Raw genomic sequence first — 20,658 nt, 5'->3', positions numbered from 1 at the left:
TCGCACAGTGAATTTACTAAATGCAACCGATTTATCGGATTGTTTGGCTGGTGAGATAGATACAGAAGGCAGACTATTTTTTGAATTGAGGAAATACATGAGCAACCGTAAAGATGACCACATTAAGTATGCCCTTACCTACAAAGCACCTTATAATAGCTTTGATGATATGGAGCTGATTCATTCATCTCTCCCTCAATATGACTTGTCGGACATTGATCTCAGTACACACTTCGCTGGACGTGATTGGGAGTTTCCCTTTTATATCAATGCCATGACTGGAGGGTCAAGTAAGGCTAGGAGCATTAATCAAAAATTAGCCCAAGTTGCCGAAAGCTGTGATTTGCTGTTTGTTACGGGCTCTTATAGCGCAGCCCTGAAGAATTCTAACGATGACTCTTATGATGTTAGAAAGATTGCACCTGAAGTGCTTTTGGGAACAAATATTGGATTGGATAAACCAGTTGAGTTGGGCTTGCAGACTGTAGCAGCAATGCGGCCCTTACTGTTACAGGTTCATCTCAACCTCATGCAGGAACTTCTTATGCCTGAAGGGGAGCGAACCTTTAAAACTTGGCGGTCACATTTAACTGATTATGCCAGCCAAATTTCTGTGCCTCTTATCCTAAAAGAAGTCGGTTTTGGTATGGATATAAAAACAGTAGAATATGGGTTGGAGTCAGGTATCCAAACATTTGATATTTCTGGACGTGGAGGAACGAGTTTTGCCTATATCGAAAATGAGCGCGGGGGGAATCGTTCTTACCTTAATAACTGGGGGCAGTCAACCGTTCAAACCCTGCTTAATCTGCAGACTCTAACAAATCAGGCTGAAATTTTAGCCAGCGGTGGAGTTAGAAATCCACTTGATATGGTCAAAGCATTTGTTCTCGGTGCAAAAGCAGTAGGACTTTCGCGTACGATATTGGAGTTGGTTGAGCGCTATCCTGCTGGGAAAGTTATTGAGATAGTCAACGGTTGGAAAGAGGATCTTCGTCTGATTATGTGTGCTCTCAACTGTCAAAATTTAAGCGAACTAAGGCTGGTTGACTACCTACTTTATGGAAAACTAAGTGAGGCCAATCGCTAATTTTCGGTCAAAATAATTGACCTTTCTTAACTAAGAGCATAAACTAAAGAAGAAAGAGAGGGAATATTATGATTGAAATGACTTATACAGATGCTTATCAAATTGAACGCCATCAAAAATTTGAGAACCCTAATGACTTTATCAGAGCTCTTATGGGCTGTTCAACTGTTCCGGAGTATTACCCTGTAACCAGCCTGACCTATCATGGAAAAGACCTTGGCTTTCATGGAACTTTTGGGGAGCTATTTAAGACATTTGTAAATTTTGATTGGGCTCCTTTTGAAGCGTAAATAAAGTAGTGAAATGCAAATGCCAGTGCTCGAGAGCAACTGTTGTTGCTTTTTAGCTACTGGACTGTTTAAGGGGTCGCCTAAAGATAAGGAAGCGCCCCATGATAAGGACCGCCAATCAACCACTGCGTCAATCTGGTAAATCTAGATAATGCTAAAGAGTCTGAACTTTTGTTTCAGACTCTTATTTTTTTATGGTTTCATGCCCTAGTTTTTAGCTTTTCTCTTTGAGAAAAATAAAGAAAACCACCAGCTAAGCTGATGACTCTAACAAGGCTTTAAACTCCCATTTATTCGCGAACGCGAAAGCACTTTATAGCATGCAGTACGCAATGGCAATATATTGTAAAGTTGATGCTAAGAGAATAAAGAGGTGCCAAATCATATGGTCGTAAGGCTGTTTTCTGGAGTAGAAAAAGGCTCCGACAGTGTATGATAACCCTCCTGCCAGCATCAATACCCAAAAGGTTGGCTCTGTCTTGGCAATAACGGCAGGAATAATAAAGATAATCAGCCATCCCATCAAAAGATAAAGAAGCAGGCTAAATTTTTCATTGATTCGTTTGGCAAAAATTTTGTAAAGAATCCCGTAGATAGTTGTCCCCCACTGTAGAACGATGATGAGATAACCAAGCCAGCCACCAACCAAGGATAGAGCTACTGGTGTGTAAGAACCAGCAATAGCGATATAGATCATGCTGTGATCAATAATGCGCAGAACATACTTTTGAGGAGAGTCATACTGCATGGCGTGATAAATTGTAGAGGAGAGGAACATTAAAAATAAACTGATAACAAAAATAGACATACCGACAGCTGCTTTGATCCCGTAGACTTGGTGGCTGTAAGACGCTGTAATGGGAAGCAAGACAAGCATCGCTACCGAACCGACAGCATGAGTAACACTATTTGCAACCTCTTCACCAAAAGAAAGGCGCTTGCTAAGTTTTAGAGTTTGTGCTGCATTCATTTTTGACCTCCTTGAAGGTTGAGGGCGAGTTTGTGCGTATGATGATAAAGTTTTAATGTTTGGCAGGCTGATACGATAATCTCGGGGATATCTCGATCCTGTTCGCCATTCATGCAGGACACAAAGGCATCATAATACCTTTGTGACTGGTTATCAGCCGTCAAAGCTTCTAAAACTTGGCCTAATTCCTGGATGGAAAATACCGGTTTGAAAGTAGTGATAGCGATCAAGCGGGCAAGTTGTTTACGACTGTATTTCTTTTTGACCGGTTTTTCAACCAGACCATGCTTAACATAATTATTAATCATCGAAGAGGTCAAGCCTTTATCATTAGGAACGGCAGCGGGTGCTGCTAGCTGGTTGACATAAAGCAAAACTTGGTCTAAATATAAATCAATATTGGGAAGTTCTTCCCATTTGGGATAAGCGGTTGTCATAAGATTACTATCCTCCTTTCATCTAGTTTTAATAACTAGATTATACATTTATAAAAACGGAAGTCAAGGAAAAACGGTTAAGATAAACTAACTTGCACCTCAAAAGTTAGACAGAAAATCTAACAATTGGGGTCAGTACAAACCAGCACTGTTTTATCCTTGGCTAAACTTTAGAGCATTTTCCTTTTTTCACTCTGTAAGGTGCTTAAATTACGCGCCCTACCTTGCTAAGCCTGGTATTTTATGGTATATTTTGAACATTAAACGCCTCTGGCGCAAAAAGGAATTAAACATGAAAAAACGCTATATTACAGGATTCGACGGCTTAAGAACAATTGGTCTTCTGGCTGTTATTCTCTATCATATCTATCCTTCTATATTTAGGGGTGGCTACCTCGGGGTTGCCCTCTTCTTTGTGCTATCTGGCTATTTAATCACAGATCTCCTATTGAAAGAGTATGAGGCGACTGGTGGAATTGATATTAAATCCTTCCTGCTCAGACGCTTCAAGCGGCTCTATCCCAATATGGTAGCAGTAATACTCCTAAGTACCGTTTATATGTATTTTTTCCAAAGGAATCTCCTGAATGGTATACGCATGGTCTTTGTCTCCAGTATTTTTTCGGTCAATAATTGGTGGCAGATTGCTAAAGGAGGATCCTATTTTGCCAAGCTGATAGCAGAGGCGCCTTTTCAGCATTACTACAGCCTATCAATCGAAGGGCAGTTTTATCTGTTCTGGCCATTGATTATTATCCTGCTGATGAAGGTCTTTAAAAATAGGCGTACCCTGATTTTTAACGTATTGGATGTTATCCTACTTTTATCCTTCTTGGAAATGTCTTTTCTCTATCGCATGCATGTCGATCCGACAAGGATATACTACGGAACAGATACTAGGCTTTTCAGTATTTTAATGGGAGCTGCACTGGCTTTTGTCTATCCTAGTGATAAGGCGGCAAATATCCGTCTATCTCAACTGGATCGGCGGGTGTTCAACGGTATTGCTCTGACCAGCATGCTTGTCCTGGGCATTTGTTTTTTCTTTTTGCCTGACCAAGAGTGGTTCACCTACAGAGGGGGAATGTGGCTCTTTAGCTTCTTGTCATGTATCCTCATCGCTACCATAGTCCATCCCCAATTGCGTGTTAATAGATGGCTGTCCAACCCTATAACGGCTTATTTAGGGACTCGTTCTTACGGCATGTACCTCTGGCAGATTCCTATTCTAACTTTCGCAGAGTTAAAGCTGCCTAATCCCAAATCCCCCTTATCGGTTCTGATTGCTTTAGCTCTCGTAGTTGTTTTAACAGAGATAACCTATCGATTGGTAGAAGTCCCTTTGCGGCGGATTACTTGGCGGCAAATTCGTGAATTTTATGCTCGAAAAGGTCATCCCTTCCCGTTCAAGTGGCCTTTAACGCTGATGACAGGGCTAGCTGTAATTGCTGCACTTACCCTTGTTTTTACCGCACCCGACAAAACAGCTGCCCAGAACAAGATAACCGATCAGCTAAAACAAAACGAAGCGAAAATGACTCACCAGCAGCAAAATCCGCAACCAGCTGGAACGCCGGCTGACCCTGCTATCCTCAATAAGTATGGTATAAGCCAAGAGGAGTACGATACTGTTAATCAGAAGAAAGTCGGTATTTTGGGTGATTCTATGATTGCCATGACTTACGATGATCTACTAGAAGTCTTCCCCAATGCTTTCTTTGACGGGGCAACTGGCCGTAAACCTGAGCATGCCTTAGAAACTGTACAGGAGGCGGTGGCTAACCATCCGGATCTCGATACCCTAGTCATCGGTATTGGTATAAATCGTGATGAAAATGGTGCGACACTTCAAGCCAGCCAGATTGATCAGGTCATGGCAGCAGCAGGGGATCGTCAGGTTTATTGGATCAATATCAATCTTGAAAAGTCACAGTATTATTGGACCAACGATGTCAACCAAGTCCTTAATGAAGCTGATCAAAAATACGACAATCTGCATATCATTGATTGGTATGGCCTGTCCCATGATAAAGAAGGTCAACTTCTAACTGAAGATATGACCCATCCTAATGACCAAGGAGCTATTGCCTACACTAAAATAATCGCTGATACTCTGTCTAAGGAGTAGCTCTTACCTTGAAGGATGTTGCAAAAAAGAACTGGATCTTGTCAATCCAGTTCTTTTACTATGGCTTGGGCAGTTTCCAGATTCATGTGCTCAGCTTGCAATAGCTGATCAACAACTTGAGTAATCTGTTTGTCTGTCGCTCCTGCCTGTAGGGCCAAGGATTTTGCCTGAAGCTTCATGTGTCCCGCTTGAATACCGGTACTGACAAGAGCCTTAAGGGCTGCGAAGTTTTGCGCCAGTCCGAGTGAGACGATCAAGCCTGCCAAGGTTTTAGCATCAGGATTTCCCAATAATTCAAAAGCAGTCTGAACACTAGGGTTTAGACCGATAGAGCCCCCCTTAGTTGCGATTGGCATAGGTAAGGTCATCCGTCCAATAATTTGCTTAGCATCCAGATCAACTGTCCATTGAGAGAGACCACGGTAGCTGCCCGAAGCACTAGCATAGGCATGACAGCCGGCCTCGATGGCTCGCCAGTCATTACCAGTGGCTAAGACTAGGGCATCAATGCCGTTGAAAATTCCCTTATTATGCGTTGCTGCTCGATAGGAGTCGACTTGGGCTAAGCGAGAAGCCAAGTCTATCTTATACGCGAGTTCTCTGGCCTCTGCTTTTTTGCGGCTGAGGAAGCGCCAATCAAGCCGACACTCAGCTGTGACCAAACTTTCAGTCGCATAGTTGGACAAAATTGCCATTAAACAGCGGCCCTCAGAAAGCTTCTCTAGGGTAGGAGATAGGGCTTCCATCATGGTATTGACGATATTGGCTCCCATTGCTTCTTTGGTGTCGACACTTATATACACAATAAGAAAACTATCCTTGTGCTCTATCCAAAGTTCACGGGCACCGCCGCCGCGCTTAAGAATTGAAGGATGGGCTGCATTGGCCTGAGAAATCAAGGTTTTTGTGTGGGCTAAGATAGTTTGACCAGCGACCTCTTGTTCTGGAACATCAGTCAAGGTGATTTGGCCAATCATCCGTCTTTGGTGGACCTTGGTGGTAAAACCTCCCGAGCGCCTAATCAACCTAGCTGCGTAACTGGCTGCAGCAACAACAGAAGGTTCCTCGGTCACCATAGGGAGATGGTAAGTCTTGCCATCAATCAGAAAATCAGGAGCCAAGCTCATAGGCAGCGCTAAACGTCCGATGACATTCTCTGCTATCTGATCGGCTCTAGCTAGTGGCAGTAGCTCTCCCTGAGTCAAGCTATCCAATGCGCAATGAGATAGCAGTTGGCTTTCTTTCAGATATTCCCAACGCTCAGCAGGATTTTTTTTTGAAAAACCTCTCCAAGAAACCATATTATCCCTTTCAAATATTCGTATTTTGCAAGTAGAATTATAGCATAAATGAATATTTTCTGTAACTTCCAAGAGGTTTCTGGTATAATGAGCTGGAATAGATTTCTTATAAATGAGGAGAACAAAATGACAATAAAAATTGGTTTGCTTGGTTTTGGAACGGTTGCCAGCGGGATTCCTTTTTTACTTCAAGAAAATGGCGATAAAATCTCAGCAGCGGCTCGCGCAGAATTTGAAATTGCTAAAGTATTGGTCAAGGATGACGAAGAAAAAAATCGTTTGCTGGCAGCAGGTCACCAGTATAATTTCGTGACGAGTATAGATGATATTGCCAACGATTCTGATATTCAGATTGTTGTGGAATTGATGGGACGTATTGAGCCTGCCAAGACCTTTATTACCAAGGCCTTAGAATCTGGTAAACATGTCGTTTCAGCTAACAAAGACCTGATTGCAACCCATGGCAAAGACTTGATTGCACTGGCACAAGACAAGGGTCTAGCTTTCTACTACGAAGCAGCAGTAGCGGGCGGTATTCCAATCTTACGTACTCTGGCCAATTCTTTGACCTCTGATAAGGTGACGCGCATTCTTGGAGTACTTAATGGTACGTCCAACTTCATGATGACTAAAATGGTCGATGAAGGCTGGACCTATGAGCAGGCTCTCAAGACAGCCCAAGAACTGGGCTATGCCGAAAGTGACCCTACCAACGATGTTGAAGGGATTGATGCAGCCTATAAAGCGGTTATTCTCAGTCAATTTGGATTTGGGATGACGATTGATTTTGATCAGGTAAGCCACCAAGGACTTTCCACCATTACACCTGACGATGTTGCAGTCGCACAAGAGCTGGGTTATGTTATCAAGTTGGTTGGTGATGTTCGCGAGACGGCATCGGGGATTTCAGCGGAAGTATCTCCAACCTTCTTGCCCAAGGAACATCCGCTGGCCAGTGTCAATGGTGTCATGAACGCCGTCTTTGTTGAATCAATCGGTATTGGCGAGTCCATGTACTACGGACCGGGCGCAGGACAAAAGCCTACAGCAACTTCAGTTGTTGCTGATATCATCCGTATCGGCCGCCGTGTAACGGATGGCAATGTCGGGAAATCCTTTAATGAATTCAACCGTCCGACTCAGTTGGCTCATTCTGATGATGTCAAGAGTGGTTATTATTTCTCGTTGACTGTTCCGGATAAAAAGGGACAGATTCTGCGTCTGGCGCAAATCTTTAATGGCGAAGATATTTCCTTCTCTCAAGTCTTACAGCAACGAGGGGATGGTGAGAAGGCTCATATCGTGATTATCACCCATGCTCTTAGCCTAACCCAGTTAGAAAATGTTAAGGCTAAACTGCAGGCTGAGAATGATTTTACCTTGGTTAATAGCTTCAAGGTACTAGGAGACTAAACGGATATGAAAATTACGGTTCCAGCTACATCAGCTAATATCGGCCCAGGTTTTGATTCGGTCGGCGTTGCCCTCTCGAAGTATCTGACGATTGAAGTCCTAGGAGCAGCGAAACGTTGGGAAATCAGCCATGATTTGGGCGATAATGTTCCAACGGATGAAGAGAACCTGCTGGTAAAAACAGCCCTGAAAGTTGAGCCAAGCCTTGCGCCTCAGCGCATCAGGATGGTTTCTGATATTCCTTTAGCACGCGGCTTGGGGTCATCAAGTTCTGTTATTGTGGCGGGTATTGAGTTGGCAAATCAAATAGCTGATTTACAACTTTCCGCTCAGGACAAGCTTAAGATAGCCGTAGAGATTGAGGGCCACCCTGACAATGTAGCCCCTGCTATCTTCGGTAATTTAGTTGTCGCTAGCTATGTTGACGGGCGTACGGATCATATTGTGGCTGATTTTCCAGATTGTGATTTTATTGCCTTTATTCCCAACTATGAATTAAAAACAAGCGACAGTCGAGATGTTTTGCCAGAAACTCTCGCTTATAAGGAAGCAGTTGCGGCTTCGTCAATTGCTAACGTAGCTGTTGCGGCCTTGCTGAAGGGGCAGTTAGAGACAGCTGGACATGCCATACAAAGCGATAAATTCCATGAACGCTACCGCCAACAATTGGTCAAGGAATTTTCTCCTATCAAGGCTGTTTCCCAAGAAAACGGAGCTTATGCCACCTATCTATCCGGTGCCGGCCCAACCATCATGACTATCGCTCCTAGAGAGAGCAGTCAAGCAATTGTTCAGCAAATTACTGCACTTGACCTAGATGGAGAGCTAGCTGTTTTGAGTGTGGATCCAAGAGGGGTTCATCTCAGCTAAAATTCAAAAAGGATTGCTGCTTAGGTGTCTGCTCCTATCTCCTACAGACTTTCTTTGCTCTCTGATGGAATTTTTGCTCAGGTGTGAATTCGTGTATAACACCTTTTGTATTGGACTGTAGTGGTCATTCCAGACGGTTATTGTCCCCTTTGTAGATGGTCAGATATTGCTCTCTAGGAATCAAAACCTTGAGCGAACAGCTCTTGGTTTTTTCGTAATAAGCTAATTTCTGAGCTGATAAAATCAATAAAAAATAAGAGGAACTTATGAATTACCAAGAAGCCCTAGATTGGATTCATGATAGATTAAAATTTGGTATTAAACCTGGCTTGAAACGCATGGCCTGGATGCTCAATGAATTAAATAATCCGCAAAAGGAGCTGCGTGCTATTCATGTGGTTGGTACCAACGGCAAGGGCTCTGTTGTCAATTATCTCCAGCATATCTTTTCCGAAGCAGGCTATGAAGTGGGGAGCTTTACCTCACCATATATTATGGATTTTCGCGAACGTATTTCACTCAATGGTCAGATGATGTCCCAAGAGGATCTCATTAGCTGTGTCGATGTCGTCAAACCTGTTGTTGAACGACTGGATTTGGAAACAGAACTCGACTCAGCTACTGAATTTGAAGTTATTACCCTAATAATGTTCATCTATTTTGGTCGCTTGCACCCTGTTGATATCGCTGTGATAGAGGCTGGTATGGGAGGGCGTGACGACTCAACCAATCTCTTTAAGGCTCTGGCTGTTGTATGCCCATCTATTGGCCTTGATCATCAGGCTGTCTTGGGGCAGACTCATGCGGAAATCGCAGCCAATAAGGCTGCAGTCCTAAAGGGTGGGGAGCTGCTTATTATAGCTTTAACTCAACAAGAAGCTCGACAAGTTTTCTTAGAACGTGCTAAAACAGTCAGTTCGCCAGTCTTTGAATTCGGTAAGGATTTTACCCTTGAAAGAGCGGAGGATGGTCTAACCTTTCGAGCAGCAGGGGGGACATTAACTGCCCTGACCCTTGCTATGCCGGGGCAGCATCAATTGATAAATGCTGCCTTGGCCGTTCAGACGGCCCTGCAAGTCAAGTCTAGCTATCCTAGGATTAATGAACGAGCTATTCGACAGGGACTGGCTAACGCTAAATGGCTGGGGCGAACGGAGCTTATGGCTGATAATCTTATGATTGATGGTGCCCACAATAGTGAAAGCATAGCAGCTCTGGTAGAGTTGCTGCAAAGCGACTACGCCGATAGAAAATTGCACTTCCTGTTTGCCGCTATTGATAGTAAACCAAGTGCTGCTATGCTAAAGCAATTGGCAGATATTGGTCAGGTAACTGTCACAACCTTTCCTTATCCTAACAGCCTTCCTTTGAGTAAATATCCTAAACGGTACCCCCAGATTGAGGATTTTTCTGCATGGTTTCATACGATCTATCAAAGGGAATCAGGGGACTTCTATGTGGTTACAGGCTCTCTTTATTTTATTGCACAGGTACGCCAGTGGCTTTTGAAAAGTCAGTTTAATTAGGGTATAATAAAAGGCATATTAATGATTAGTAAGAGGAAATTATGATAGATCATAGAAAAGCAGAAGAGGCCATCTACCAACTGCTGGAAGCCTTGGGAGAGAACCCTGAGCGCGAAGGATTGCTAGAAACTCCTAAGCGTGTTGCAAACATGTACGCTGAAATGTTTTCAGACTTGCATCAAGATCCCAAGGAACAATTTACCGCTGTCTTTTCTGAAGAGCATGACGAGGCTGTCTTAGTCAAGGATATTCCTTTTTATTCCATGTGCGAGCACCACTTGGTACCTTTTTATGGTGTTGCTCATGTCGCTTATCTTCCAAGTCAAGGAAAGGTCACCGGTCTTAGCAAGTTAGCTCGAGCTGTGGAGGTAGCCAGTAAGCGTCCTCAGCTGCAAGAGCGGCTGACTGAGCAAGTAGCGACCGCCTTGGAGGAGGCTCTGTCCCCTCGTGGCGTCTTTGTCATGGTAGAAGCAGAGCATATGTGCATGACCATGCGAGGAATCAAAAAACCGGGTAGTAAAACTGTTACGACTGTTGCTCGCGGTTTATTTAAAGATGATTTTAATGAGCGGCAAGAAATTCTTAACTTAATCAGAGGATGATAAGATGAAAATTGGACAGTTTGATATAGCAGGAAAGGCCTGTATCATGGGAGTGCTCAATGTCACCCCCGATTCTTTTTCTGACGGTGGCTCTTACCTGACAGTTGACGCAGCCCTTAAGCAGGTTGAAGAAATGATTGCAGCAGATGCGGCCATTATTGATGTAGGGGGAGAATCGACACGGCCCGGTGCTAATTTTGTCAGCCAAGAAGAAGAAATCGCTCGCATTGTTCCTATTATTAAGGCTATTAAGGCTAATTATGATATTCTTGTTAGCGTTGATACTTATAAGACAGGGACAGCTAAGGCAGCTCTAATAGCCGGTGCCGATATTTTAAACGATGTCTGGGCTGGTTTGTACGATGGGGAAATGCTTGCGCTGGCAGCCTCAAATCAGGTTCCCATCATTCTCATGCATAATCAAAAAGATGAAATTTATAAGGATATTACACAGGACGTAGCTGATTTTCTGACCCAACGTGCTCAAGCTGCCCTCGAAGCTGGAGTGCCCAAGGAAAATATCTGGATTGATCCAGGCTTTGGATTCGCTAAAAATGCCCAGCAGAATTTAGACCTGCTCAAGGGACTAGATCGTATCACTGGGTTGGGCTATCCCGTTCTCTTTGGGATTTCCCGCAAGCGCGTGGTCGATTATTTACTTGGCGGTAATACCCAAGCGGTAGAACGCGACATGGGGACCGCCGCCCTATCAGCCTATGCCATTGAGAAGGGCTGTCAAATTGTACGTGTCCACAATGTCGGGGCTAATCGCGATATTGTTAAGGTCATCAGTCAGCTAGTGTGAGGTAGTAATGGATAAAATAATTCTAGAGGGGTGTCGCTTTTATGCTTATCATGGAGCTATGCCTGAAGAGAACGCCCTCGGTCAAGTTTTTATTGTTGACGTTGAATTAGGCCTTGACCTAGGTTCAGCTTCCCAGACAGATGAGCTAGCCGATACTGTTCACTATGGACTGATTTTTGAAACCATCAGACATGAGGTTGAAAACCAGACTTATCAACTGTTGGAAGGCCTAGCAGGGGCTATCTGCCAAGATATTTTTGAACAGTTTTTGCCCATTCAGACAATAAAAATTAAAATTACTAAGGAGAATCCACCCATTAAGGGACACTATAATCGGGTGGGTATCGAATTGGAGCGCCGCCGATGACCGAGGTCTATCTCAGTTTAGGTTCCAATATGGGAGATCGCCAGACTTATTTGAAACAGGCGTTGGCACGCTTATCGGCCTTGCCTCAAACGCAATTGAAAAGTCTATCGTCTATTTACGAAAGTCAGGCTTGGGGGGTGACAAATCAAGCTGATTTTCTCAATCTTGCTTGCAAACTGGAGACCCAGCTACCTCCTTTAGCCTTGCTCCATTTCTGTCAGAGTATTGAGAGAGATTTGGGGCGTGTACGCCACCAGCATTGGGGGCCGCGGACACTGGACATCGACATCCTGCTCTACGGTCAAGTAACTATGGACAATCTTGAGCTCCAGCTACCTCATCCCTATATGACCCAGCGAGCCTTTGTGCTAGTGCCGCTTTTAGAAATCGAAGCAGAGCTGACTGAACCTTCGACTGGCCTTTCCTACGCCAGTTACCTGGCAGAGTTAGATTGTTCTGGTATCAGATTAAACTCTTGAAGCCTATCGCAAAAATCTTTAGTTTTTGGTATAATATTATCGGCCTTGTGCCGATTTTTTGTACTCATTGAAAATCAAAACGATATCTTGTTTTGCAGATAAAGGAAAGCTATGGGCTGTTTATCTCACCCTCACTTCAGAATGTCTGCATTCACAAGGGAACAAGTGGCTCCAACTTTCTTTGTCGCTTTTCGTCTGCGTTTAATCGGCCGGGAGCTGTCGCTTTCAGAGTGATTTTGTTTGAGTAATAGTACAGGATTTAGGACTCATAATGTTAGAAAAAATGAAAACAGCACTCGAAGGAATTGATATCCGTACCAATGAACCTTTGAGACATTACACCTATACCAAAGTCGGCGGACCAGCAGACTATTTGGCTTTCCCCCGCAATCGGTATGAATTAGCTCATATCGTAAAATTTGCTAATGGAAATGGCATTCCTTGGATGGTTTTGGGAAATGCTAGCAATCTCATTGTCCGCGAAGGTGGTATTCGTGGATTTGTTATCATGTTTGATAAACTTAGCACTGTAACTGTCAATGGATATACTATCGAAGCCGAAGCAGGGGCCAATTTGATTGAAACAACGAAAGTGGCCCAGTTTCATAGTCTGACTGGATTTGAATTTGCAGCTGGTATTCCGGGCAGCATTGGTGGGGCAGTCTTCATGAATGCTGGTGCTTATGGCGGAGAAATCTCGCATATTTTGGTTTCAATCCAGGTTTTAACCAAGACCGGTGAGGTCCGGGTGATTGAAGCACGAGATATGGCTTTTGGTTATCGTCGCTCAGCCATTCAAGAAACTGGTGAAGTCGTTATTTCTGCTAAATTCGCCCTCAAGCCGGGTGATTACAATCAGATAAAAAATGAAATGCAGCGGCTCAATCATCTGCGTCAACTCAAGCAACCTTTAGAATACCCATCCTGCGGCTCTGTTTTCAAGCGTCCTGTTGATCATTTTGCTGGCCAGCTGATTATGGAAGCTGGCCTAATGGGACATCGAATTGGCGGAGTTGAGGTTAGTAAGAAGCATGCTGGTTTCATGGTCAATGTCAATCAGGGGACAGCAGAGGATTACGAAAATCTGATTGCTGATGTTATCAATAAAGTAGAGCGGCACTCAGGTATCCGCTTAGAGCCTGAAGTTCGTATTATTGGAGATTATAGGTCTTAATGCTCAAAGAAAACTCATCAGACTGGATAAGGACTTAAGAAAATCCACTAATGCTGGATTTTTTATGCCAAGTCCTAAGTCAGCGGCGTAGCATGAGATTTTCCAAGAGTGCAAAGATGATTAGGAGGATAGATGCCTTTTGACCAATCCGATTATTGCCTTTAACAATGTGACAAAAACGTTTGAGGACAGTGGAGCACAAGTTCTTAAAAATATTAACTTCGAATTAGAAGAAGGAAAATTTTATACTCTCCTTGGAGCCTCTGGTTCTGGAAAATCTACCATTCTTAACATTATCGCCGGTCTGTTGGATGCTAGCACAGGCGATGTTTATCTGGATGGTAAGCGTATTAATGACGTTCCGATAAATAAACGGGATGTTCATACAGTTTTTCAGAACTATGCTCTTTTTCCGCACATGTCCGTATTTGAAAACGTGGCCTTTCCGCTAAAGCTTAAAAAAACTGATAAGAAAGAAGTGGAGAAGCGGGTCAGAGAAACTTTGAGATTGGTGCGATTAGAGGAATATGAAAAACGCTCCATCCAAAAGCTTTCAGGTGGCCAGCGCCAACGCGTTGCCATTGCACGCGCTATCATCAATCAACCCAAAGTTGTCCTCCTAGATGAACCTTTATCAGCTCTAGACTTGAAACTGCGCACTGAAATGCAGTATGAGCTGCGCGAGCTCCAGCAGCGCTTAGGAATTACCTTCGTCTTTGTTACTCATGACCAGGAGGAAGCCTTGGCCATGTCTGATTGGATCTTTGTTATGAACAACGGGGAAATTGTTCAGTCTGGCAGCCCAGTTGATATTTATGATGAACCGATCAATCACTTTGTTGCGACCTTTATTGGGGAATCAAATATCCTCAACGGTACAATGATCGAGGATTACTTAGTTGAGTTCAACGGCAAGCGTTTTGAGGCTGTTGATGGTGGGATGCGGCCTAATGAGCCCGTTGAAGTAGTAATCCGACCGGAAGACTTACAGCTCACCCTGCCGGAAGAGGGCAAGCTGCGAGTCACGGTAGATACCCAGCTTTTCCGCGGAGTTCACTACGAAATCATTGCACACGATGACTTAGGAAACGAGTGGCTGATTCATTCCACCCGTAAAGCCATTGAAGGAGAAGTGATTGGCTTAAACTTCACTCCTGAAGATATTCATATCATGCGTCTTAATGAAACTGAGGCAGAGTTTGACGCACGAATTGAGGAATATGTGGAAATTGAGGAACACGAGGAAGGCTTGCTAAATGCTATTGAGGAGGGGCGACATGAAGAAGAAGGCTAATCTCTTTGCCCTTCCCTATCTGCTCTGGCTTTTGCTTTTTGTTTTAATGCCTGTGACCTTAATTGTTTATCAGTCCTTTTTTAACTCTCAAGGGCAGCTTACCTTGAGTAATTATCAGACCTTTTTTAGTTCTTGGACTTATCTACAAATGGGTTTTAATTCGGTCTTCTATGCTGGTTTGATTACACTAGTAACTTTGCTGCTCAGTTATCCAACGGCTCTTTTTCTAACTCAGCTTAAACGCAAACAGCTCTGGCTAATGCTGGTGATCCTGCCAACTTGGATTAATCTTTTACTCAAGGCATACGCCTTCATGGGAATTTTTGGACACGAGGGCGGTCTCAATACCTTTTTAGCCTTTTTTGGTATTGGGCCAAAACAGTGGCTTTTTACTGATTTTTCCTTTATTTTTGTGGCTTCCTATATCGAACTGCCCTTTATGATTCTTCCTATTTTCAACGCCTTGGATGATATTGATCGCAATCTTATTTATGCTAGTAAGGATTTGGGTGCTAACGATTGGCAGACCTTTGCTCAAATAACCCTGCCGTTATCACTCAACGGTGTTAGAGCTGGTGTACAATCGGTCTTTATCCCCAGTCTCAGCCTTTTTATGCTAACGAGATTGATTGGAGGCAATCGTGTCATTACACTGGGAACAGCGATTGAAGAGCATTTTCTTATCACCCAGAATTGGGGCATGGGAGCTACCATCGGCGTCATCCTAATTTTAACCATGTTGGTGATTATGAAGTTGACCAAAGAAAGGAGGCAGGAATGAGGAGAAAGCTGTCAATACTCTATTTAGGAATCGTTTTTATCCTGCTCTACCTGCCAATTTTTTATTTGATTGTGTATTCTTTTAATCGTGGCGGGGACATGAACCATTTTACAGCTTTCACTTGGGAACATTACAGGCAAGTTTTTTCTGACAGTCATTTGATGCTGATTCTTACTCAGACTTTTTTTCTGGCCTTTCTCAGTGCACTCTTAGCTACGGTTATTGGTACATTTGGGGCGATTTTTATCCATCAATCTAAGCAGAGGAGTCAAAATACCATTCTTGCCCTCAACAATGTTCTCATGGTGTCACCTGATGTTATGACAGGAGCAAGTTTTTTGATTCTATTTACGCTTATTGGGTTTCATTTAGGAATGTGGTCGGTTCTGCTTAGTCATATTGCTTTCTCTATTCCCATTGTTGTGCTGATGGTCCTGCCCAGACTCAAGGCGATGAATCAGGATATGATTAATGCTGCTTATGATTTAGGAGCCAACCGACTCCAGATGTTAAAAGAAGTTATGTTGCCTTATCTGACCCCCAGCATTATCGCAGGTTATTTTATGGCATTCACTTATTCCTTGGATGACTTTGCTGTTACATTTTTCGTCACAGGTAATGGCTTTTCGACTCTAGCTGTTGAGATATACTCACGCGCCCGCCGCGGAATTTCCTTAGAAATCAATGCCCTGTCTACTATCATATTTCTCTTTAGTATCCTTTTAGTTATCGGTTACTATTTTATCAGCAAAGAAGAAGGGGGACAGGATGCGTAGGTTGTATTCATTTTTTGGCGGTCTGGTGATAATAGTATTGTTGTTAGCCCTAGCTATGGCAGCGGCAGAAAAGCAGAATTCCTCTACTTCTAAGGCTGATAGCCTCGTTGTTTATAACTGGGGTGACTATATTGACCCTGAGCTTCTTAGTCGATTTGAAAAAGAGACAGGTATCGATATTCAGTACGAAACCTTTGATTCCAATGAAGCTATGTATACCAAAATAGAGCAGGGGGGAACCCGTTATGACATTGCTATCCCTAGCGATTATATGATTGACAAAATGAAACAAGAAGAATTGCTCGTTAAGTTGGATAAATCTAGAATAAAGGGGTTCGACCACATCGGCAGAGAATTTTTGGGAAAGAGTTTTGATCCGCATAATGACTACTCTGTTCCTTATTTTTGGGGAACCGTTGGTATTGTCTATAATGATACTATGGTGGCCACCCCACCTCAGCACTGGTCAGATTTATGGCAGACAGATTATCACGATAGTATCATGCTTGTCGACGGTGCCCGTGAAGTCATGGGATTAGGCCTCAATGCGCTGGGGTACAGCCTGAACAGTAAAGATAGACAGCATCTTCAGCAGGCAGCCAATAAGCTCAACGGTCTTACTCCCAATATTAAAGCCATTGTTGGGGATGAAATGAAGGGATACCTGAAAAATGGAGATGCTGCCATCGGCGTCACTTTTTCTGGTGAAGCCCGCGAAATGACTGACAGCAATCCCCACCTCCACTATGTCTTGCCTAGTGAAGGTTCCAATTTATGGTTTGATAATATTGTCATTCCTAAAACGGTGCAAAATAAAAAAGCGGCCTATCGTTTTATCAATTTCATGCTTGAACCACAAAACGCTGCCCAGAATGCGGAATATATTGGTTACGCAACACCTAATGAAAAAGCAGAAGCGCTCCTGCCAAAGGAGCTTACAGCCGATAAAGCTTTTTATCCTTCAGATAAAGTTATCAGCCGACTGGAAGTCTACGACAATCTCGGTCAAAAATGGTTAGGGATCTACAATGATCTTTATCTTCAATTTAAAATGTACCGTCATTAAGTAAAAGGATGAGGAAAAATCGCTTTTCCCTCATCCTTTTATACGTAATCTTTAGGGTTACGATTTTAAGGAGATAAAGCTGCAACAATGAGGGGAGCCAATTTTTCCCAAGTGGAGTTCCTTAAAAGTACTTATTATTCCTCTGTTATTCTAAATTTAGGCTGTATTCAATTAAGGTACTAATTTTAAACTTTTTTTGTTAAAATAAAGTAGAAAGGCAGAAAAAGAGAGTAGTATGAAAATAGAGCGCGTCTATAATAATAATGTTGTTCAGGTCAATGAAAATGGACAGGAAGCTATTTTGATGGGCAAAGGACTGGGCTTCCAGAAAAAATCGGGCGACAGCATTGATCCAGAAAAAATCGAAAAACGGTTTGTTCTGCAGCAGAGTGATGATGTCCCAGCCTCTGATATGATGAGTGAGCTGGCCCGTGTTTATCTGGATTTAAGTAGCGAGGAACTTCAGCTTGTCCTCTCCATTATCGAGTATGGACAAGAAAGCCTGAAGCAGATTTTTGAAATCTCCCTCTATATCGCTTTGGCAGATCACCTCCAGTATGCTATACAGCGGACCAAAGAGGGAATCAGTCTGCAAAATCCTTTGGCCTGGGAAATTCGAAAATTTTATCCCAATGAGTATAAAATCGGTCAAAAAGCACTGGAGCTGATTGATGAGAGGATGCACCTCCGTATGGAAGAGAGTGAAGCGGCTTCTATCGCTCTGCATTTTATTAATGCTCAAAAGGATGGCAGCTTAGTTGAAACCAATCATCAGATTACACAAATTGTTGTCAATTGTTTAGAGATTGTTCGCTTGCATTTTGGACGGCTGGCAGCAGAAGATTCTGTTAGCTACAATCGTTTTGTGACCCATTTACAATATTTTGCGCAAAGGGTTGCCAGTGGAACCGTGCAGGGAAATAATGACGACTTTCTTTTTGAGCAAGTCCAAATTAACTATAAAGAAGCCTTTGCCTGCACCCAAAAAATTAAGGATTACATCCAGAGCCATTACCAGTTTGAAATGAGTAAAGATGAGCAAGTGTACTTAACCATTCATATCCAGCGTCAAAATGAGAGCTAGTTCGCCTGAACCCTGAAAAGCCTCGGTAAATATTTTAAAATTTTTTATGAAAACCCTTGCAATTGTAAGAAAAATTTGCTAATATAATAATCATTGAAGAGGATTGTTACTGGTAGGCAGGCAAAACCTAAATAAATGCGAAATAGTTTGCACTGGGAGTGCAGATAGCTGTTTAGTATTTGTTTAGGTTTTTTGTTTGCCAAACTAGCGACACTTCTGAAAATATATGCTAGCTAGCTGGGGTGGTTTAGAGGTGGTTTAGATAAACGAGTCATTCACGGCTTAGCATCTTATGAAAGGAGCCAAAGTATGGCTAAAGATTATACTGAATTAGCTCAGGATATTGTGGACCACGTCGGTGGTAAAGACAATATTGTGAAGCTTGTCCACTGTGTTACGCGTCTGCGTTTTACCCTCAAAGACGAAAGCAAGGCAGATGAGGACTATCTCAAGCAGCGTGACGGTGTTGTTACGGTCGTTAAAGCAGGCGGCCAATTCCAAGTTGTTATCGGCAACCACGTACCTGATGTTTATGATACGGTTCTTAAAGTAGCTGGTATCTCCGGTGACGGCGGCATCGATGTCGACGAGGGTGATGTCCCTAAAGGAAACTTGTTCGATCGCTTTATTGCCTTGGTCTCTGGCTTGTTCCAACCTATGCTCGGCGCTCTATCTGCAGCTGGTATGCTCAAAGGTTTGGTTGCTATCCTAGTAGCAGTAGGAGTTAAGGAAACTGATGGTCTCTATATCGTCTTGAATGCAGCTGGTGACGGATTTTTCCAATTCTTGCCCTTGATCTTGGCTCTAACTGCAGCTAAGCGCTTTAAGATGGATCAATTTACAGCTATTGCTCTCGGTTTTTCTTTAGTTTACCCGGATATTGCGGCAAGCTTTGCAAAAGGTGGAGTCACCTTTTTAGGGATTCCTGTCATTTTCCCAACATCAAGTTATCTGCAAACAGTTTTGCCTATCATCCTGACAGTATGGGTTGGATCTAAAATTGAACATTTCTTGAAGAAGGTTATTCCAGATGTTGTCAAGGTTTTCCTTGTTCCCTTCTTTGTTCTTTTAATAACAGTACCGTTAGCTTATTTGGCAATCGGTCCTGTTATGAATTATGCTAGTGACTTAGTTGGTCTAATCTTTACTAATATCTATAGTATTAGCCCAATTCTCTACGGTCTTATCCTTGGTGCTTTATGGCAAGTTATGGTTATGTTTGGACTTCACTGGGGTCTTGTTCCTTTGGCTATCCTTGAATTGCAGTCTAACCCATCAGGCTTTATCCTTGTAGCAACGACAGCTATCTGCTTCTCACAAGCAGGTTCGCTCATCAACATTATGATACGAACCAAGGAAGAAAAAGTACGTGAATTAGCTGTTCCAGCGATGATCTCAGCCTTCTTTGGAGTTACTGAGCCAGCAATTTACGGTATTACATTGCCTATGCGCACGCCATTTATCATGACTTGTATCGCCGGTGCTATTCAGGGTGCCTTCCTTGGTTTGATGAATGTCAAAATGTTTGTTATGGGTGGTCTTGGACTCTTTACTATTCCATCGTTCATTTCAGGTAAAAATCCAATGAACTTGACCTACTATCTGATTGCCATTGCAATGAGTTTCATCCTTGGTTTCGTATTGACACAATTTGTTAAAATTCCTTACCTCTACGGTGGACCTTCCGCAGCAGCTGAAACTAAAGAAGAAACAGAGGTAGAAGCCCAACCACTAAAGGAACTTAAACAAGAAATTGTTGCCTCACCAATGATTGGTAACGTGGTCAAGTTAGAAGATGTTCCTGATCAGGTCTTTGCCTCAGGAGCTATGGGCAAAGGGGTCGCGATTGATCCTACTGATGGGACTGTTGTTGCCCCTGCTAATGGTGAAATCACCCTCGTTTTCCCAACGGGTCATGCTGTCGGCATGAAGACTGAAAACGGTGCGGAGATTCTCATCCATATTGGTATGGACACCGTTTCTCTAGCTGGTAAAGGATTCAAGAGCCTAGTTGAAGTTGGCCAAAAAGTTGAAGCTGGTCAAAAACTTCTTGAATTCGATTTGGCAGTTGTCCGTGATGCTGGTCTGCCAGTTATTTCACCTGTCATTGTCACAAACTCAGCAGAATTCGACGATGTTTTGCTTACACAGGAAAGCCGCGTCAATGCAGGAGACTACCTCTTGACAGCGGTCAAATAAGTACAG

At 43.1% G+C, this 20,658-nt stretch carries 20 protein-coding genes; 17 read left to right on the top strand and 3 right to left on the bottom strand.

The annotated features are described in order from the left end of the window. Window positions 1–97: 97 nt before the first annotated feature. Complete coding sequence (gene fni / locus ACVR1G_RS01300) at window positions 98–1,090, top strand: type 2 isopentenyl-diphosphate Delta-isomerase (RefSeq protein ID WP_447451455.1); 993 nt, start codon at window positions 98–100, stop codon at window positions 1,088–1,090. 68 nt (window positions 1,091–1,158) lie between these two features. Continuing rightward, on the top strand, window positions 1,159–1,380 hold the full coding sequence (locus tag ACVR1G_RS01295; RefSeq protein WP_447451415.1) for a DUF4649 family protein: 222 nt from the start codon (window positions 1,159–1,161) through the stop codon (window positions 1,378–1,380). A gap of 313 nt (window positions 1,381–1,693) precedes the next feature. On the opposite strand, the gene trhA is transcribed toward ACVR1G_RS01295, so the two are convergent. Both trhA and ACVR1G_RS01285 read right to left on the bottom strand, forming a co-directional pair. After that, window positions 1,694–2,350, bottom strand: a complete 657-nt coding sequence (gene trhA / locus ACVR1G_RS01290; RefSeq protein ID WP_447451414.1) for a PAQR family membrane homeostasis protein TrhA — start codon at window positions 2,348–2,350, stop codon at window positions 1,694–1,696. Beyond that, the gene (locus tag ACVR1G_RS01285; RefSeq protein WP_447451413.1) at window positions 2,347–2,787 is read right to left on the bottom strand and encodes a DUF1836 domain-containing protein; all 441 of its coding nucleotides are present in this window, start codon (window positions 2,785–2,787) and stop codon (window positions 2,347–2,349) included. The genes trhA and ACVR1G_RS01285 overlap by 4 nt, the downstream gene beginning before the upstream one ends. 292 nt (window positions 2,788–3,079) lie before the next feature. Here ACVR1G_RS01285 and ACVR1G_RS01280 point away from each other — a divergent pair, with 292 nt between their 5' ends. Continuing rightward, on the top strand, window positions 3,080–4,915 hold the full coding sequence (locus ACVR1G_RS01280) for an acyltransferase family protein (RefSeq protein WP_447451412.1): 1,836 nt from the start codon (window positions 3,080–3,082) through the stop codon (window positions 4,913–4,915). Between the two features lie 41 nt (window positions 4,916–4,956). On the opposite strand, the gene ACVR1G_RS01275 is transcribed toward ACVR1G_RS01280, so the two are convergent. Beyond that, on the bottom strand, window positions 4,957–6,216 hold the full coding sequence (locus ACVR1G_RS01275; RefSeq protein WP_447451411.1) for a hydroxymethylglutaryl-CoA reductase, degradative: 1,260 nt from the start codon (window positions 6,214–6,216) through the stop codon (window positions 4,957–4,959). 126 nt (window positions 6,217–6,342) lie between these two features. On the opposite strand from ACVR1G_RS01275, the gene ACVR1G_RS01270 reads away from it, so the two are divergent. The 14 genes from ACVR1G_RS01270 to ACVR1G_RS01205 all read left to right on the top strand — a co-directional run bounded on the left by ACVR1G_RS01270 (window position 6,343) and on the right by ACVR1G_RS01205 (window position 20,652). Then, window positions 6,343–7,629, top strand: a complete 1,287-nt coding sequence (locus ACVR1G_RS01270) for a homoserine dehydrogenase (protein WP_447451410.1) — start codon at window positions 6,343–6,345, stop codon at window positions 7,627–7,629. A 6-nt stretch (window positions 7,630–7,635) separates the two neighbouring features. Further along, window positions 7,636–8,499: a homoserine kinase gene (gene thrB, locus ACVR1G_RS01265; protein ID WP_447451409.1), complete on the top strand. Its 864-nt coding sequence runs from the start codon at window positions 7,636–7,638 to the stop codon at window positions 8,497–8,499. 266 nt (window positions 8,500–8,765) lie between these two features. Next, entirely contained in the window at window positions 8,766–10,025 is a 1,260-nt protein-coding gene (locus ACVR1G_RS01260; protein ID WP_447451408.1) for a bifunctional folylpolyglutamate synthase/dihydrofolate synthase, read from the top strand. A gap of 41 nt (window positions 10,026–10,066) precedes the next feature. Continuing rightward, complete coding sequence (gene folE, locus ACVR1G_RS01255) at window positions 10,067–10,627, top strand: GTP cyclohydrolase I FolE (RefSeq protein WP_447451407.1); 561 nt, start codon at window positions 10,067–10,069, stop codon at window positions 10,625–10,627. Between the two features lie 4 nt (window positions 10,628–10,631). Continuing rightward, entirely contained in the window at window positions 10,632–11,432 is an 801-nt protein-coding gene (gene folP / locus ACVR1G_RS01250; protein WP_447451406.1) for a dihydropteroate synthase, read from the top strand. 7 nt (window positions 11,433–11,439) lie between these two features. Beyond that, window positions 11,440–11,799, top strand: a complete 360-nt coding sequence (gene folB, locus ACVR1G_RS01245; protein WP_447451405.1) for a dihydroneopterin aldolase — start codon at window positions 11,440–11,442, stop codon at window positions 11,797–11,799. After that, window positions 11,796–12,278, top strand: coding sequence for a 2-amino-4-hydroxy-6-hydroxymethyldihydropteridine diphosphokinase (folK, locus tag ACVR1G_RS01240; protein ID WP_447451404.1), 483 nt, complete (start codon window positions 11,796–11,798; stop codon window positions 12,276–12,278). The genes folB and folK overlap by 4 nt, the downstream gene beginning before the upstream one ends. Before the next feature lie 271 nt (window positions 12,279–12,549). After that, window positions 12,550–13,452, top strand: coding sequence for a UDP-N-acetylmuramate dehydrogenase (gene murB / locus ACVR1G_RS01235; RefSeq protein WP_447451403.1), 903 nt, complete (start codon window positions 12,550–12,552; stop codon window positions 13,450–13,452). Between the two features lie 139 nt (window positions 13,453–13,591). Next, a complete protein-coding gene (locus ACVR1G_RS01230) occupies window positions 13,592–14,746 on the top strand; it encodes an ABC transporter ATP-binding protein (RefSeq protein WP_447451402.1) in 1,155 nt (384 codons plus the stop codon). Next, window positions 14,730–15,527, top strand: coding sequence for an ABC transporter permease (locus tag ACVR1G_RS01225; RefSeq protein ID WP_447451401.1), 798 nt, complete (start codon window positions 14,730–14,732; stop codon window positions 15,525–15,527). The genes ACVR1G_RS01230 and ACVR1G_RS01225 overlap by 17 nt, the downstream gene beginning before the upstream one ends. Next, window positions 15,524–16,303, top strand: a complete 780-nt coding sequence (locus tag ACVR1G_RS01220; protein WP_447451400.1) for an ABC transporter permease — start codon at window positions 15,524–15,526, stop codon at window positions 16,301–16,303. The genes ACVR1G_RS01225 and ACVR1G_RS01220 overlap by 4 nt, the downstream gene beginning before the upstream one ends. Continuing rightward, entirely contained in the window at window positions 16,296–17,369 is a 1,074-nt protein-coding gene (locus ACVR1G_RS01215) for an ABC transporter substrate-binding protein (protein WP_447451399.1), read from the top strand. The genes ACVR1G_RS01220 and ACVR1G_RS01215 overlap by 8 nt, the downstream gene beginning before the upstream one ends. Window positions 17,370–17,604: 235 nt before the next feature. Further along, a complete protein-coding gene (licT, locus tag ACVR1G_RS01210) occupies window positions 17,605–18,453 on the top strand; it encodes a BglG family transcription antiterminator LicT (RefSeq protein ID WP_447451398.1) in 849 nt (282 codons plus the stop codon). A 309-nt stretch (window positions 18,454–18,762) separates the two neighbouring features. Then, on the top strand, window positions 18,763–20,652 hold the full coding sequence (locus tag ACVR1G_RS01205; RefSeq protein WP_447451397.1) for a beta-glucoside-specific PTS transporter subunit IIABC: 1,890 nt from the start codon (window positions 18,763–18,765) through the stop codon (window positions 20,650–20,652). Window positions 20,653–20,658 lie beyond the last annotated feature (6 nt).

This window comes from Streptococcus dentasini (assembly GCF_053206945.1).
The sequence above is the reverse complement of the archived record's forward strand: the minus strand, read 5'-3'. Positions and strand labels throughout refer to the sequence as shown.